Below are 15,191 nucleotides of genomic sequence, written 5' to 3' on the forward strand. Positions count from 1 at the left end.
CTTATTCCACTAATCCGAGCGATACATAATCCTGGAAGCTTACGACACCGTCGATGGGCAGGTCGTTTGCTTTCTCATACAGCTTCATGGCGTATTCCGTCGAAGAGTCAAATTTGCCGTTGCATACCCCTTTGTAATAGGCTCCTCCGCGCAGACGGTTTTGCAGCAAAAGCACTTCTCCTCCCGAGTCGCCTTTGGCTAGAGGGCGCGGGTTCAAATGGGGTTCGCCGAGGACATGTCCACGAATCGTTACCTTCGTTCCGATCTCCACCAGCTCATAGAGGGCTTCCACATGCTTGTTGAGCATCCGGATACAGCCATGGCTCGCATCATGGCCGATGGAATGGGGACGATTGGTTCCATGAATGCCGTAGGTTCCCCAAGGGACATTCAGACCGATCCAGCGCGTTCCAAAACCCGATCCCCAATTTTTGTATTTGTTGATCACAACATAATCCCCTGTAGGGGTCGGCGTTTTGGGTGTTCCGAGGGCGATGGGATAGCTTTTCAGAGCGTTTCCCTGCGCGTCTACAATCAAGAGCTTGTTTTTAAGTGGATCGATCTGAATGGAGATGTAGCCTGGAACGGCTGCCTGGGTATGGGACGGCGCCGCCTCCGCAGGGGAATGAAGAAAAGCGAGGAATAGGATGAGGGCCATTGCCCGTTTCGCGAAAAGCATGCCAAGAAATCCTCCGTTATCCGCCATTCGCAGGTAAAGGTAGCTTACCCGCTCAATCCCCGATCAGGTATGTCACAACAAGCCGGACTCCCCTTTCTTTTGGAAGGAGAGTCCGGCTTGATTTTGTATAGAGAGCTTAAAACCCTTTATATTGAGGTTCCTCGTTTTCCAGCTGTTGTACGCGGCTTTCCACCTGTTGGACGATTTGCTGCGTTTGTGAAGCAGCATTCGTGAACAGCGTTTTGGCTTCTTGATTCTGGGTGGACAAAGCGAATTGCTCTAGACTGGCTTGCGCGCTTTTCAGGGAAGAAACGCAGGTTTTCACTTGGGATGCGACCGTCATCGCAAACACCTCCTTTGAGTAAGTAACGAAGGTTAATGTCCCTCACTTCCTCCGGAATCATTCATGGAAATAAGTTCAATTGCTAGCAAATGATTATGGGATTGATGACGGCCATTTGATCAAATAATGGGACTAGTACGCTTACAACCCTAATCGATCGTGCGGTATATCGCGCTTAACGAAGGAGGTTATGATTGTGCCGTTATGGGTAGAGGTATCTCTGCGAACGCTGGCGGCCATCCTGGTGCTCTTTACCATGACGAAATTGCTCGGCAAGAGACAAGTGTCCCAGCTCTCCTTTTTCGAGTACATCACCGGGATTACCATCGGCAGCTTGGCCGCCTATGTATCGCTCGACATCCAAATGGACTGGTACCTCGGGCTGATCTCTCTGGGCGTATGGGTTCTCGTATCGATCGGCATCGAATTTTTGCAGATGAAGAGTAAGAATGCACGGGACTTCATCGACAGCAAACCGACGGTCCTCATCAAGGACGGGAAGGTGCTGGATGACAACTTGAAGAAAGAACGCCTCACGACCGACGAGCTGCTCGAGCAACTGCGGGCGAAGGACGTTTTTAAGGTGGCGGATGTCGAATTTGCGGTGATGGAACCGAATGGAGACATCAATGTGCTGCTCACTCGAGAGAATCAGCCATTAACGCCTAAGCATCTGGGCATCAAGGTCGGGCCGGAGCAAGAGCCGCAAACGGTCATTATGGACGGCAAAATTCTGAATGAGCCTTTGGCAACCCTCGGTTTGAGCCGGGGATGGTTGAACACCGAGCTCGAAAAAATGGGCGTAATCCTCGAAAATGTTTTTCTTGGGCAAGTGGATGGATATGGACAGTTTTACGCAGATTTATTCGATGACCAGCTCAAGGTTCCCGAGCCGCAGATCAAGGCGCAGGTGTATGCTACCTTGAAAAAATGCGAAGCGGATCTGGAGATGTTCGGTTTGTCGACGGACAACCCGGAAGCGAAAACCCTCTATGAGCAAAGTGCTGCCGGCATGCGGGAAATTCTCGCCGAGGTTAAGCCGCTCCTGCATCATTAAGAATGAATGCATGCATGTAGAAGGGGACCAAGGGTCCGACAATTTGACGAGCAGTTTGAATCACATAAGGGGGGCTGAATCATGCTGAAGGGTCATCAAAGCTGGGTATTCGAACATCTTCCCTCCATCATCGGCACGGCAACCGTCGTCGGTCCGTTCGAAGGAGATGGACCGCTTTCCGCAGATTTTGACATCGTGCATGGGGATATCCGGCTCGGACAGGACAGCTGGGAGAAGGCTGAAAAAACGTTCCTGGAGGAAGCGGCCAAGCTTGCGATCGAGAATGCCGGACTCACGAAGGAGCAGATCAATTTCTTCGTCGGCGGTGATTTGATGAATCAAATCATCAGCACGAGCTTTGCCGCGCGGAGCTTGATGATCCCTTACCTGGGTGTGTTCGGAGCTTGCTCGACTTCCATGGAAAGCTTGGCGGTGGCAGCCAATCTGATCAATTCGCGTTCGGCGAAGTTCGCCTTGTCCAGCGCGTGCAGTCATAACGCGACAGCGGAGAAGCAATTCCGCTACCCGACCGAATACGGATCGCAAAAGCCTCCTACGGCTCAGTATACGGTGACCGGAGCGGGTGCCAGCGTTGTTGCTCAGGAGGGACAAGGTCCTTATGTCACTTCTGCGACAATTGGTCGGGTGATCGACATGGGCATCACCGATCCGTTCAATATGGGCGCTGCGATGGCTCCCGCCGCAGTGGATACCATGCAAGCCCATTTCCGCGATTTCGAGATCGAGCCCGGCCACTACGACCTGATCGTCACGGGTGACCTTGCCAAGGTGGGGTATGAAATCGCCTGCGAGCTCTTCGATGAGCATAAGGTGCCGATTCGGCAAACGGATTTCCGCGATTGCGGCATGATGATCTTCGATTACGAGAAGCAATCGGTGCAGGCCGGGGCAAGCGGCTGCGGCTGCTCCGCGGTTGTGACCTACGGCCACCTGCTCCGGCGCATGCGTGATCAGGAGTGGAACCGAATTCTGGTCGTGGCTACCGGGGCGCTGCTTTCGCCGCTTTCTTATCAACAGGGAGAGAGCATCCCTTGCATCGCCCATGCCGTATCCATCGAACGTGAACCGAAGAAAGCGTAACTCAACCTAAAACGCAGTCAGCTTAAAACCGTCCTCTCCGCAGAACTTCCCATACCCATTGACGCCGATTCTTATCCACTCGATTAGAGCTGACGGCGTACTAGAAGCAGCTCCTGTTCTTGCTTGTGGCTCAACAAGCGGAATCAGGAGTTTCTTTAGGTTGAAAATCTATAAAAACGGACTTAAAAATCGTCTGGCACTTTAGGTTCTCCATAGTATGATTAGATTAGTTTCACGTTTACTTGGTTGAAAATTTGAAACCAGTCAGAAGGAGAGTGCCGATGATGAACGTTCAAAAGGCGAGGATGATCGTAGACAAGGAGTACAAGCTGGCGGAGGCGGACCCCCGCCTGTACAGCTCCTTCATTGAACATTTGGGGCGTGCCGTATATGGAGGCATTTATGAACCGGATCATCCGGAGTCGGATGAATACGGCTTTCGCAAGGATGTTGCTGCTATGATTCAGGAGGTTGGCGTCCCGCTCATCCGTTATCCCGGCGGGAATTTTGTATCCGGTTACAATTGGGAGGACGGAGTCGGTCCGGTTGAATCTCGCCCACGCAGGCTGGAGCTTGCGTGGCGGACGATCGAACCGAATGAAGTGGGGACGAACGAATTCATCCGCTGGGCAAAAGGACTGTCCTCCGATGTCATGATGGCGGTCAACCTGGGGACGCGCGGAGTGGACGCGGCGCGCAATCTGGTCGAGTATTGCAACCATCCCTCCGGTTCTACTTACAGCGACCTGCGAATCTCGCACGGGTTCACGGAGCCACATAAGATCAAAACCTGGTGTCTCGGCAACGAGATGGACGGCCCTTGGCAGATCGGTCAGAAGACGGCTGACGAATATGGAAGGCTCGCCGCTGAGACGGCAAAGGCCATGAGACTGGTCGATCCGACCATCGAGCTGGTCGCCTGCGGCAGCTCGTTCCGCTCGATGCCGACCTATGCCCAGTGGGAAGCGACGGTGCTCGACCACACGTATGAGCAGGTGGATTACTTGTCCCTGCATTCCTATTACGGCAATCCGGAGGGAAATACGGCCAATTACTTGGCCAAATCGCTCGATATGGACCATTTTATCTGCGAGATCGTTGCCGTCTGCGATTATATCAAAGCGAAGAAGCGCAGCAAGAAGACGCTGCACTTGTCCTTCGACGAATGGAACATCTGGTTCCATACCCTCGAATCCGACAAAGCGATAGAGCCTTGGCAGGTAGCCCCTTCTCAGTTGGAAGATTGCTACACCTTCGAGGACGCTCTGCTTGTCGGAAGCTTGCTGATCACCCTGCTCAACCATGCCGATCGGGTCAAGATCGCCTGTCTCGCCCAATTGGTTAATGTCATTGCGCCAATCATGACGGAAACGGGGGGGAGGGCTTGGAAGCAGACCATCTTCTATCCTTATCTTCATGCTTCGCTATACGGCAGGGGAACCGTTTTGCTGCCGGTTATCTCTTCCCCTCTCTATGACAGCAAGGACTATACGGACGTGCCGATGCTCGATTCGGCTGTCGTCTTCCGGGAAGAAGCGGAAGAGCTCGTCGTATTTGCCGTAAACAAGAGCCTGGATTCCGCCCTCCTGCTGGATTGCGACGTCCGCGGGTTCCAGGATTACCGGGTGCAGGAGCATATCGTCCTGGAAAACAAAGACGTATCGGCTGTGAATACCGCCGAAGAGCCGGATAAGGTTCGTCCGCACAATCGAGGAGATGCCGCGGTCGCGGACGGCCGACTGACCGCCTCTCTGCCAAAGCTGTCCTGGAATGTGATCCGTCTTGCGCGGCGTTCGTCTCTCTAACAAGCCTACCTGTCGCGGGTGAATTTGCTGCGGAAGGCGGTAGGAGAGATTCCCTCCTTCTTGGAAAAGCATGCTGAATAGTGCGAGACATGACGGAAACCCACCTCTTCCGCAATGCGGACAACCGGCCAACCGGTCTGGAGCAGCAGCCGCTTGGACTGCTCCAGCCGGTAATGCTTCAGGTAGGCCATTGGGGTCATTCCATATGCTTTGAGCATGCACTTGGCCAAATAATTCGAATGGTAATTCAATTCCTTCTGAAGCAGGGGATTGGTTATATCACCCGCATAATTCTGGCGGATAAACAGCTCGATCTGTTCTGCGATATGGATGGCGGTGGCGTCGGAGGGGGATGCGAGATCGCGGTCCAGGTGCTGCAGGAAGAGCTGGAAGGAAGCCTGCCTTTTCCAATTACGCATCGACTGAGGCTCGTGCTCTTGCTGGAAGAAGAGGTCCAACACCTCTTTGGCGCGGCCGGATATCCTCATGTGCTTGGGGATGAAGATGGAGCAGACATCGGCGTGATTCAGGTACGCTTTCTGCTTGTGGTTCTCGATCAATTGCGCCTGATTATCCAAGCATTCGTTCATATCGCTGCATTCCTTCCAGGAGCCGAAGGTCTGAAAATGAATCCAGATGATTTCTGTGTCTGTTGTACAAGGGGCCGAACCGTAATGATGGCCGTCCGGCCGGAGGATGAGGCTCTCTCCCTCCTTCAATTCCCAGTTCAGATGATCCTCACCGATCGGCAACACTCCTTTCTCGACAACGATGAGATCGAATACCCCGATGCAATTGCGGCTGATATGCGTATCTCCGGCGCTGTAAGCGGCATGCCCGCAATCCACGAAATAGGGAATAGGTGGCGAAATAAAATGCAGAATGGGCGAGGACATTGAATTCCCTCCTATAGGTTGTAAATCTATAAAATCAGGTTGGAATCTCCCGTTTATCATTCATGATACTCCATGTAATATAATAAATAAAGCGCTTACTTACAAGTTGTAATCCTATAACTCACGATCCGTTTTTCTTTTAATTGATAACGCTTTCGAAAATCAGTTTCCGGGCTGGCTTATCCCCTTAATCGGGCTAAGTATAAATCATTCAAGGAGGAAGTTGAATGAAAAAGGCACTGCTTAAGGCCACCGTCTTTACATTAGCAATGGCAATGGGGCTCTCCGGCTGCAGCGGAGGAAAGCAATCTACAGAGAAAACCTCCAACAGCCCATCGGCACAAAGCGCAACCGACAACTCCGCAAAAGAAACGGCGAAGGCATCCGGCGAAGCGCAGAAGGTCGTGTTCTGGACGTTTGTGGACGCTCATCAGAAGTTTTATGAAAGCATGGCGGAGAGCTGGAATCAAAGCCATCCCGACAAGACAATCAAGCTCGATGCGACGACCATTCCTTACGATGACATGCATACCAAACTCCTGGTTGCCCTGCAATCGGGAGTCGGAGCTCCGGATTTGGTCGATATCGAGCAGAGCAAATTTCCTAATTTCATGAAGGGAACTCCACAGCTCGTCTCCTTGAATGACATCGTGGAACCGGAGCTGACTAACATCGTCAAGTCGCGCGTGGACATTTACAGCAAAGATAGCACGTACTACGGCATCGATTATCACGTCGGCGCGACGGTCATGTATTACAACAAGGAAATGCTCGACAAAGCCGGTTTAAAAGCGGACGACATCAAGACCTGGGCCGATTTCGAAGCAGCCGGCAAGCAGATGCTGGAGAAGACCGGCAAGCCGATGATCACATTCGAGGGGAACGGCAACTGGTCCTGGTGGCCGGCCATCAGCCAACAGGGTTCCGATCAGGTAGACAAGGACGGTCATGTAACCGTGGACACTCCGGTCAATGTGAAGACGATGGAGTTCTTCCAGAAGCTCGTCAAGGAAGGCGTAGCGGCGGTTGCTCCCGGAGCCGGTCATGACACCGAAGAATACTTCGGCTATATGGATTCGCAGAGCGCCGCATCCGTCTTCATGCCCTTCTGGTTCATGAACCGTTTCACGGACCATATGCCGGATCTCAAGGGGAAGATCATCATCCGCCCGATGCCAGCTTGGAGCGAAGGTGGCAACCGCTCGGCGGGCATGGGAGGAACGGCGACTTCCATCACGAACCAAGCGAAGAATCCGGAGTTAATCAAGGAATTCCTGGCTTATGCGAAGCTGTCCAAGGAAGGCAATATCCAGGTTTGGAAGCAGCTCGGCTTCGACCCGATTCGTACGGACGTTTGGACCGATCCGGCCATGAAGGAATCCAACAAATATACCGAGTACTTCGGAACGGACATCTTCGATACGCTGCTCAGCGTGAAGGATCAGATCGCTCCGGTGAATATTCGCGAGAAGTCGCCGGAAGTATTCGACGCTGTCCGCAACAAGGCGATGCCGGAAATCTTCATTAATATGAAGGACCCGGCCCAGGTTCTGAAGGATGTCCAAGCAAGTCTGAAATGAGGTCGTGCTTGTCCTTGAACGGAACGGGGAGGGGAGGTGCCTTTCTTCCCCGTCCTTCGTTCGGGTTCCTTTGTCTAATCGGGAGGAGCCCTTCTACATGACTCGAGTGGAGGCATTAACATGCAGATAGAAAGAGAGCCTATGCGTCCGAGCAAGCAGCGAAGGCATTTGGTAAGCTCGCAAAAGATAGCGCCTTACGTGTTCGTTATGCCCTTTCTATTATCGTTTCTCATCTTCTTCGCCTATCCGTTGATCAGCGCGGGGGTGATGAGCTTTCAACAGATCGTTCCAGGGGAGACCACCTTTGTCGGTTGGGACAATTACAGACACTTGTGGAACGATGACTTTGGATCGGCGTTGCTCAACAGCAGCCGGTATACCGTTTGGACCTTGCTCTTGTTGATTCCGGTTCCGATGGTGCTCGCTGTCTTCTTAAACTCCAAGAAGATGATCGCCAGCAATTTCTTCCGCTCCACCTTGTTTATACCCGCCTTGACATCCGTTGTGGTCGCCGGCGTCATCTTCCGTCTGATCTTCGGAGAGCTGGACGGAGCCTTGATGAACACCGTACTTCATACGTTTGGCATCCCCAGCCAGCGCTGGTTGTACAGCTCCCATCTGTCGATGCTCGCCCTCGTCATCTTGGCCGGATGGCGGTGGATTGGCATCAATCTGCTCTATTTTCTGTCCGCCCTGCAGAGCATTCCCGTCGAGTTGTACGAGGCTGCCGAAATCGATGGAGCGGGCAGGCTGCGAAGATTTTGTTCCATCACCGTTCCGATGCTTAAACCGATCACGGTCTATGTCGTGACGATTACCATATACGGCGGCTTCTCCATGTTCACCGAGAGCTACATGCTGTGGGCCGGCAAGCCCTCCCCGCAAAATATCGGCCTTACCTTGGTCGGTTACATCTATCAGCAGGGCTTCCAATACTTTAACCTCGGCTTTGGCTCCGCAATCGGACTAACCCTTTTGGCCATCACGCTAGTGGTCAGTCTGGTGCAGCTCACATTGACCGGCTTGTTCAAGAGGGAGGACTAGACGATGAAGGAAAAAAAGCCATTCTCATTCACTCCCACATCCATTCTGCTGCTCGTTCTCTTTGTTCTTCTTGGCGCCATCATGCTGTTTCCGCTCTACGCGCTGTTCCTGGCTTCCTTGAAGCCCGCGACCGAATTGTTCCGCTACGGGCTGAACGTTCGTCTTGATTTTCATTTGATGAGCTTCGAAAATTACAAAATTGTGTTCCTGGGCAAAGGCGCGGCGAGCCATTATTTTGAATGGTACAAAAACAGCGTCGTCATCACCATGATCTTTACCTTACTCAGCCTGCTGCTGTCCTCGATGGTCGGCTACGGACTCGGGATGTATCGATTCAAGGGCCGGGATCTGATCTTTACCCTGGTGCTGGTCGTGATGATGATTCCGGTGGAGATCATCCTGCTGCCGCTCTACAAGCTGATGATCACGTTGAAGTTGATCAATTCGATTTGGGGTGTTATTTTGCCCTTTGCCGTCGCTCCGCTGCCGATCTTTTTCTTCCGTCAGTTTGCGCTCGGGCTGCCGAAGGATTTCATGGATGCCGGCCGCATCGACGGCTGCACGGAATACGGGATCTTCTTCCGAATCATGGTTCCGCTGATGGCACCGGCGTTTGGAGCGATCACCATCCTGCAAGCGATGAACAGCTGGAACAACTTCCTCTGGCCGCTCATCGTGCTTCGGACCACCGACCAATTCACTCTGCCGATCGGGCTCGCTTCGTTTGTGTCCCCGCTCAGCAGCAATTATGAAGCCCTAATCGCAGGCTCGGTACTGGCCATCTTGCCGATTCTGCTCCTGTTCTTGTTCTTCCAGCGTTATTTTATTGAAGGATTGACAGTCGGGGGAGTCAAGGGGTAAGACCCAGAGGAGAGAGGAGAGTTTCATCCATGAAAGCAGCACAGACGAGTCCGACCCACAATATTCAGATCGAGGATCCCTTCTGGTCCGATTACATTCGCTTGGTGCGGGAGGTCATGGTTCCTTATCAATGGGAAGCCTTGAACGATCGGGTTCAAGACGCCGAGCCAAGTCATGCCATTCGCAACTTCAAGATTGCCGCAGGCCTGGAAGCCGGCGAGTTTCATGGCATGGTGTTTCAGGACAGCGACGTGGCAAAATGGCTGGAAGCGGCAGCTTATCTTCTGGAGACTCGCCGAGATTCCGCATTAGAAGAGATCGCTGACGGTGTCATCGATATTGTCGTGGGAGCGCAGCGAGAAGACGGCTATCTCAATACGTACTTCACGCTCAAGGAACCGGGCAAGGAATGGAGCAACCTCGCGGAATGTCATGAGCTTTACTGCGCCGGTCATTTCATCGAGGCAGGCACAGCCTACTTCCGGGCGACCGGCAAGCGGAAGCTGCTGGACGCGGTCAGCCGATTTGCGGACTATATCGATTCCGTATTTGGCCGAGAGCCCGGTAAGCTTCACGGATACGATGGCCACCAGGAGATCGAGCTGGCGCTCGTCAAGCTGTACCGAACAACCGGCAACGAGAAGTATTTGAACCTAAGCCGCTTTTTCCTGGACCAGCGGGGAACGATGCCGCATTATTTCGAAGAAGAGTGGGAGAAGCGGGGAAGAACCGTCCATTTTCCACAGCTATCCATGGTTCACGATCATTCGTACAGCCAGTCGTATCTGCCTGTCCGCGAGCAGATGGATGCGGAAGGGCATGCCGTCCGCCTCGTCTACATGTGCACGGCGATGGCTGATATCGCTGCCGAGACGGGGGACGCGCAGATGCTCTCCGCCTGCAAGAAGCTGTGGGACAGCATCACCGGCAAACGGATGTACATCACCGGCAGCATCGGCTCCATGGAGCAAGGGGAATCGTTCAGCGCGGATTACGACCTCCCGGGAGATTTGGCTTATGCGGAGACCTGCGCATCGGTTGGCTTGATGTTTTTCGCAAGGAGAATGCTCAAGCTGCACCGTAGCAGCCGCTATGCCGATGTGATGGAGCGGGCGCTGTATAATACGGTGATCGGCGGAATGTCGCTCGATGGAACCCGGTTTTTCTACGTGAATCCGTTGGAGGTCTATCCCGATGTGATCGGCAAGAACAAGAATTATGATCATATCAAAGCGGAGCGTCAAGGCTGGTTCAGCTGCGCTTGCTGCCCGCCTAATGTCGCCCGACTCCTGGCGTCGCTCGGTGAATATATCTTCACCTTGCAAGATGATGCCTTATATGTCGAACTCTATATCGGCGCTCGTACCCGAGTGGAGCTTGGCGGCCAAATGGTTGATGTAGAGCTTCATTCTGACTATGTGTCAGAGGGCAAAGTGCGCCTCGTGGTTAATCCGGAACGGAACGGAGAATTCACGCTGGCGCTGCGTATGCCGGAGTGGACCGACCGTGTGGATATCCTCGCAGGGGGGGAGACGGAGAGTGTGACCTGCGCAGGAGAGGACGGGTACATCCGCTTGACTCGAAAATGGCACCCGGGAGATACGGTGGAGCTGACATTCTCCATGCCGGTTAGACGGATGAAGAGCCACCCGCTCGTCAGGCAAACCTATTCCAAAGTGGCGCTTCAGCGCGGTCCGTTCGTGTATTGCCTGGAAGAGGCGGATAATGGGAAGCGGCTTTACCAGCTTCGCCTCAAGGAAGACGGGGAATATACCCTCGGAGAAGAAGAAGAGTTTCCCAAAGGAGTCAAGACGCTTCAGACGGCCGGCTATCGGGTATCGTCGGAAGGAAAGTGGACGAACCGTCTATACCAGAGCGATACGGGCTATGTCTGCGAGCCTGTCGATTTGAAGCTCATCCCGTACTTTGCTTGGGCGAATCGGGGGATTGGAGAAATGTCGGTGTGGATCTTCGAGGATACAAGGCTTGATCCAACCGAGAAAATCCTATCGCCTTGATCTTGCAAAAGAACCTTCCATCCCGTTGAAGCCACGGGTTGGAAGGTTCTTTTTGCTCGAAGGATTATGCTCTCGTTTTCCGCTTAAGGATGCGTACGCCATATCGGGGAAGCGCAAGCGCACCGGTGATGGCTTCGCCGCTCTCCAGATCGACGTAAGGCTCCGCGTCGAGCGTAATCCCTTCTTCCTGTCCGGAGAAGTTGAGCACAAAGACATAATCGGATTCGCCGTCGCTGCGGAGCTGGGCGGTTACGCCCTCGGGAAGCTCGGTCTCGAGGGTGCGGCAAATACCGGCATCCCGGATCAACTTGCCGTAAAAGGCACGATAAAAGGAGGGATCGCTGACGCGCGCCGCCAAGTAATAGGCTTTGCCGTTCCCGTGCCGGTGCTCGGTCAGAGCAGGCTCGCCTCGGTAGAAGTCATCCCCATATACGGCGATGACTTCCGCGCCTTCCGAGTGGATACGTTCGCACAGCTCGCGGATTTCGTAGCTGCCCGGGAACCAGGAAGAGTCCTTGCCGTTTCCGAACATGATCAGCCGGTTGCTTTCGTCATCGTACAGCCCCTCGATTTCCTCCGCCCAAATGCCGAGTGTGTTTCGCAGCGGGCCGGGGAAGCCGCCGAGATGGCACAGGTCGCTGTCTCCGACAATGCCCGACCAATAAGTGGTCACTAGCGTGCCGCCGCCTTGGACGAACCGATCAATGGCGGCTCCGGTTTCTTCACGGAGCAGATAAGCCATCGGCAGAATGAGTAGCTTGTAGGCGGAGAAGTCGTCCTGAGAGCCGACGATATCGGTTGGAACGCCCATTTCCCAGAGTGCCCGGTACTGCTGCAGAACGGTCTCTTCATAATGGAGGCCGCTGTTGCGCGGGCCTTGTGCATCCTTGACCGCCCAGCGGTTGTCCCAGTCGCAGAGGATGGCGGTCTCCACAACCGGAACGGTTCCGATCAGCTCCGTCAGCCCCTTGAGGGTGGCTCCCAGCCGGGCGACATCGGAGAAGACGCGGGTGTGTTCATGCCCGGCATGATCGACGACAGCTCCGTGGAATTTCTCGCTGGAGCCGCGGCTCTTGCGCCACTGGAAGTATTGGACCGTATCCGAGCCGTGAGCGACCGCTTGCAAGGAAGACAAGCGGTGCATGCCCGGCTTCTTCAGCTTGCTGATCGGCTGCCAGTTGGTCAGGCTGGGCGTGCTTTCCATGAGCATGAAGGGCTTCTTCTTGAGCGAGCGGAACAGATCGTGATTGAAGGCGAACCAGGCGGCGATATCGCCCTCTGAGGCGGGTTTGTGCCAAGTGGGATAGGCATCCCACGAGATGACATCGACCGCTTCCGCGAATCGGCGGTAGTCCAAGCCCTCGAACCAGTCCATGAAATTGGTCGTGCAGGGCAGCTCCGGATTGACGGCCTTCAAAGGCGCGATCTCATGCTTGTAAAAGTCGATCGTCTGATCCGTGACGAATCTCCGCCAATCGAGATTTTGGCCGTGGACCATGCTTTCTCCGTGCGGAGCGGGGGATTCCACCTGGGTCCAAGAGGTATAAGTGTGGCTCCAGAAGGCTGCCCACCAGGCCGCATTGAGGTTGTCCAGGCTGCCGTACTTTTGCTTCAGCCAGGCTCGGAACGCTTCTTGGCAGTAGTCGCAATGGCATTCACCGCCGAATTCATTGGAGATGTGCCAGCCCACGACGGCGGGATGCCGAGAGTAGCGCTCGGCCAGCTTCGCGTTCAGAATGGCGGTTTTCTCCCGGTAGACCGGCGAGGTGAAGCAATGATTATGCCGCATGCCGTGCAGGTTGCGCCGGCGATTGCTTTCGACGCGCAGAACCTCCGGATACTTCTCGGACATCCATGCGGGGCGGGCGCCGCTCGGGGTCGCAAGCCAAGCGAAAATGCCGTTATCGGCCAAACGGTCCAGCAAGCGGTCCATCCATTCGAAGGTGAAGACGCCTTCCTCGGGCTCCAACGCCGACCAGGCAAAAATACCGATGGAAACCACATTGCAGCCGGCCAACTTCATGAGTCGAATGTCTTCCTCTAGGACGGCCGGATCGTGCAGCCATTGGTCCGGGTTATAATCGGCGCCGTGCATGAAGACCGGCAGCTTGAAGCTGATCGGGGGATAGAGAGTCGTCATGAGCCATTCTCCTTTGTTGTAGGGAATAGGGAGCAGCGGTGGAAGAGAAAAGGGGAGACAGGTGTCTCCCCGATACCTGTTGGCGTTACTTGGCCTGCTTCGCCAGGAATTCGTCAACCTGTTTTTGAATTTCGGCGATGATGGCGTCGATTCCTGCGGCCTTCACTTGCTTTTGCAGGTCGGCCAAGCCCTTATCTACATCCTGAACGGCTCCGTATTCGAGCGGGATGCCATAGCGCAGCATGACGTTGCTGACGTTGGCGACTTGGGTTTTCACCTTGCTGTTGTCGAAGACGAAGGTTTCAAGCGGGTAATGGTAGATTTCACTGTTCCATTTATCCGTCAAAGCTGTTCCTTCCGCTGGGAATGCCGAATCGTCGCGGTTCAGCGGGGAGTTGAAGCCCCAGTTGGAGAAGCCGGTATAGTTGGTGCCCTTCTCCAAGGTCTTGTACTTGTCGTCGCCAACGGCTTCGTAGTGGGTTCCGGCAATGCCATACATGATCAGGTCATGAATTTCCTTGTCGTTCTGCAGGAGGTCGAGGGCCATCAGAGCGCGTTCCCCATTCTTCGAGGTCGCGTGGATGGCGACGCCGTTTTGGGTGGCGACGGCTTGTGATTTTTTCTTGTCGGGTGTGATATCGGCCAGCGCTACCTCAAACGGAGAGTTGTTCCGTCTCATTTCCGTGACGATGGAACCGAGCGTACCGAGGTTGTGCGTGATGGAGGCCGTCTTGCCTTCCTTGAAATCCTGCTGATGGTCGTTTTTGTTGTTCAGGACGTTCTTCGACCAAGCGTTGTTGTCGGCCAAGTCTTTGTAGTAGAGAACGAGCTCCTTGAATTCGGGTGTTTCATAGACATTGAAGATCTTGCCTGTCGGATCGTCAATCTTAAAGCCGACTGGGAGATCGAAATCAAGCATGTTCCAATTGTTTTTCTGCTTGAGCAGGATACGGTCCAGGTTGTGGAGCTTCCAATCGCCGGTCTCCGGGGTGAAGGGAGTGACTCCCTTTTCACTCGCTGCAATCGTTTTCAAATAAGTGGCATAAGCTTCCGGGCTGTTGATTTCCGGGAGGTTGTACTTTTTGCGCAGGTCCTCGCGATACACGATCAGCTTCTCGACCGATTCTCCGCGGTTTTGCGGAACCATGTAGAGCTTGCCGTTGACTTTGGCTTGATCCCAGTTGACCTGCGGCATGTTCTTCCAGGTTTGCGGCATGTACTTCTGCAGCAGATCATCGGTCAGTTCAAGGAAGCCGCCCTTCAGCGCTTGGTCATTGTAGCTGGCCCAGTTCGCCGCGTAAATCATATCGAAATTTTCGTTGGCGGCCAGCTTGAGCGGATACTTCTGCGCCCAGTCGGACCAGTCGAGGAATTCGCCATCAATCGTCGTGTTGATCTTCTCCCGGAGCTTTTTGTTGACTTCGGCAAATACCGTATCGTAGTCAACCGGCTTCGGTCCGACGAACACCATCTTAAGCGACACGGGCTTGGAGGTATCAATCGCTCCCGTTTCACCCGTTGCAGAGGAAGCTGCCGGCGCTTTGCTCGCTTCAGGAGAGCTTGAGTCAGACGACTTGGAGCTGCTGCAGGCTCCGAGAACCATGGTTGTGGACAGTACGAACGCGAGCGCTGCCATCCCTTTTCGTTTTAACATGTTTCCATTTCCC

The 15,191-nt window shown here is 54.1% G+C and carries 12 protein-coding genes; 7 read left to right on the forward strand and 5 right to left on the reverse strand.

Going from position 1 to position 15,191, the window contains the following annotated elements:
- Position 1: 1 nt before the first annotated feature.
- Positions 2 to 679 (reverse strand): L,D-transpeptidase family protein, encoded by a 678-nt coding sequence (locus tag BN2684_RS18630; protein WP_234340270.1) that lies wholly within the window; start codon positions 677 to 679, stop codon positions 2 to 4.
- 136 nt (positions 680 to 815) lie between these two features.
- Positions 816 to 1,022: a DUF1657 domain-containing protein gene (locus BN2684_RS18635; RefSeq protein WP_058303624.1), complete on the reverse strand. Its 207-nt coding sequence runs from the start codon at positions 1,020 to 1,022 to the stop codon at positions 816 to 818.
- Between the two features lie 196 nt (positions 1,023 to 1,218).
- Between BN2684_RS18635 and BN2684_RS18640 the strand changes: the two genes are divergently transcribed.
- The 3 genes from BN2684_RS18640 to arfA all read left to right on the forward strand — a co-directional run bounded on the left by BN2684_RS18640 (position 1,219) and on the right by arfA (position 4,985).
- Positions 1,219 to 2,079, forward strand: a complete 861-nt coding sequence (locus BN2684_RS18640; RefSeq protein ID WP_058303625.1) for a DUF421 domain-containing protein — start codon at positions 1,219 to 1,221, stop codon at positions 2,077 to 2,079.
- An 81-nt stretch (positions 2,080 to 2,160) separates the two neighbouring features.
- Complete coding sequence (spoVAD, locus tag BN2684_RS18645) at positions 2,161 to 3,180, forward strand: stage V sporulation protein AD (protein WP_058303626.1); 1,020 nt, start codon at positions 2,161 to 2,163, stop codon at positions 3,178 to 3,180.
- Between the two features lie 284 nt (positions 3,181 to 3,464).
- Positions 3,465 to 4,985, forward strand: a complete 1,521-nt coding sequence (gene arfA, locus BN2684_RS18650; protein ID WP_058304625.1) for an arabinosylfuranosidase ArfA — start codon at positions 3,465 to 3,467, stop codon at positions 4,983 to 4,985.
- Positions 4,986 to 4,990: 5 nt separating this feature from the next.
- Here the strand turns inward: arfA and BN2684_RS18655 are convergent, their stop codons facing one another.
- Positions 4,991 to 5,881, reverse strand: coding sequence for a helix-turn-helix transcriptional regulator (locus BN2684_RS18655; protein ID WP_058303627.1), 891 nt, complete (start codon positions 5,879 to 5,881; stop codon positions 4,991 to 4,993).
- Positions 5,882 to 6,108: 227 nt separating this feature from the next.
- Here BN2684_RS18655 and BN2684_RS18660 point away from each other — a divergent pair, with 227 nt between their 5' ends.
- From BN2684_RS18660 to BN2684_RS18675, 4 genes are all read left to right on the forward strand, one after another.
- Complete coding sequence (locus BN2684_RS18660; RefSeq protein WP_058303628.1) at positions 6,109 to 7,461, forward strand: ABC transporter substrate-binding protein; 1,353 nt, start codon at positions 6,109 to 6,111, stop codon at positions 7,459 to 7,461.
- A gap of 120 nt (positions 7,462 to 7,581) precedes the next feature.
- Positions 7,582 to 8,505 (forward strand): carbohydrate ABC transporter permease, encoded by a 924-nt coding sequence (locus tag BN2684_RS18665; protein WP_058303629.1) that lies wholly within the window; start codon positions 7,582 to 7,584, stop codon positions 8,503 to 8,505.
- A gap of 3 nt (positions 8,506 to 8,508) precedes the next feature.
- Positions 8,509 to 9,366, forward strand: coding sequence for a carbohydrate ABC transporter permease (locus tag BN2684_RS18670; RefSeq protein ID WP_058303630.1), 858 nt, complete (start codon positions 8,509 to 8,511; stop codon positions 9,364 to 9,366).
- A 29-nt stretch (positions 9,367 to 9,395) separates the two neighbouring features.
- Positions 9,396 to 11,384: a glycoside hydrolase family 127 protein gene (locus BN2684_RS18675; protein WP_058303631.1), complete on the forward strand. Its 1,989-nt coding sequence runs from the start codon at positions 9,396 to 9,398 to the stop codon at positions 11,382 to 11,384.
- Between the two features lie 64 nt (positions 11,385 to 11,448).
- On the opposite strand, the gene BN2684_RS18680 is transcribed toward BN2684_RS18675, so the two are convergent.
- Both BN2684_RS18680 and BN2684_RS18685 read right to left on the reverse strand, forming a co-directional pair.
- Positions 11,449 to 13,524 carry a beta-galactosidase gene (locus BN2684_RS18680; protein WP_058303632.1) on the reverse strand — a complete coding sequence of 692 codons (2,076 nt, stop codon included), beginning with the start codon at positions 13,522 to 13,524 and terminating at the stop codon, positions 11,449 to 11,451.
- Positions 13,525 to 13,609: 85 nt separating this feature from the next.
- Positions 13,610 to 15,178: an ABC transporter substrate-binding protein gene (locus BN2684_RS18685; RefSeq protein WP_058303633.1), complete on the reverse strand. Its 1,569-nt coding sequence runs from the start codon at positions 15,176 to 15,178 to the stop codon at positions 13,610 to 13,612.
- Between the last annotated feature and the right edge of the window lie 13 nt (positions 15,179 to 15,191).

It is taken from the genome of Gorillibacterium timonense, from assembly GCF_001457415.1.
GTDB classification, from domain to species: Bacteria; Bacillota; Bacilli; order Paenibacillales; family NBRC-103111; genus Gorillibacterium; species Gorillibacterium timonense.

Excerpts from the sequence above, each read along its gene's own strand:
- BN2684_RS18635 (WP_058303624.1), bottom strand. The coding sequence starts at position 1,022 with ATGACGGTCGCATCCCAAGTGAAAACCTGCGTTTCTTCCCTGAAAAGC.
- BN2684_RS18675 (WP_058303631.1), top strand. The coding sequence starts at position 9,396 with ATGAAAGCAGCACAGACGAGTCCGACCCACAATATTCAGATCGAGGAT.
- arfA (WP_058304625.1), top strand. The coding sequence starts at position 3,465 with ATGAACGTTCAAAAGGCGAGGATGATCGTAGACAAGGAGTACAAGCTG.
- BN2684_RS18670 (WP_058303630.1), top strand. The coding sequence starts at position 8,509 with ATGAAGGAAAAAAAGCCATTCTCATTCACTCCCACATCCATTCTGCTG.
- BN2684_RS18685 (WP_058303633.1), bottom strand. The coding sequence starts at position 15,178 with ATGTTAAAACGAAAAGGGATGGCAGCGCTCGCGTTCGTACTGTCCACA.
- BN2684_RS18660 (WP_058303628.1), top strand. The coding sequence starts at position 6,109 with ATGAAAAAGGCACTGCTTAAGGCCACCGTCTTTACATTAGCAATGGCA.
- BN2684_RS18630 (WP_234340270.1), bottom strand. The coding sequence starts at position 679 with ATGCTTTTCGCGAAACGGGCAATGGCCCTCATCCTATTCCTCGCTTTT.
- BN2684_RS18655 (WP_058303627.1), bottom strand. The coding sequence starts at position 5,881 with ATGTCCTCGCCCATTCTGCATTTTATTTCGCCACCTATTCCCTATTTC.
- spoVAD (WP_058303626.1), top strand. The coding sequence starts at position 2,161 with ATGCTGAAGGGTCATCAAAGCTGGGTATTCGAACATCTTCCCTCCATC.
- BN2684_RS18665 (WP_058303629.1), top strand. The coding sequence starts at position 7,582 with ATGCAGATAGAAAGAGAGCCTATGCGTCCGAGCAAGCAGCGAAGGCAT.
- BN2684_RS18680 (WP_058303632.1), bottom strand. The coding sequence starts at position 13,524 with ATGACGACTCTCTATCCCCCGATCAGCTTCAAGCTGCCGGTCTTCATG.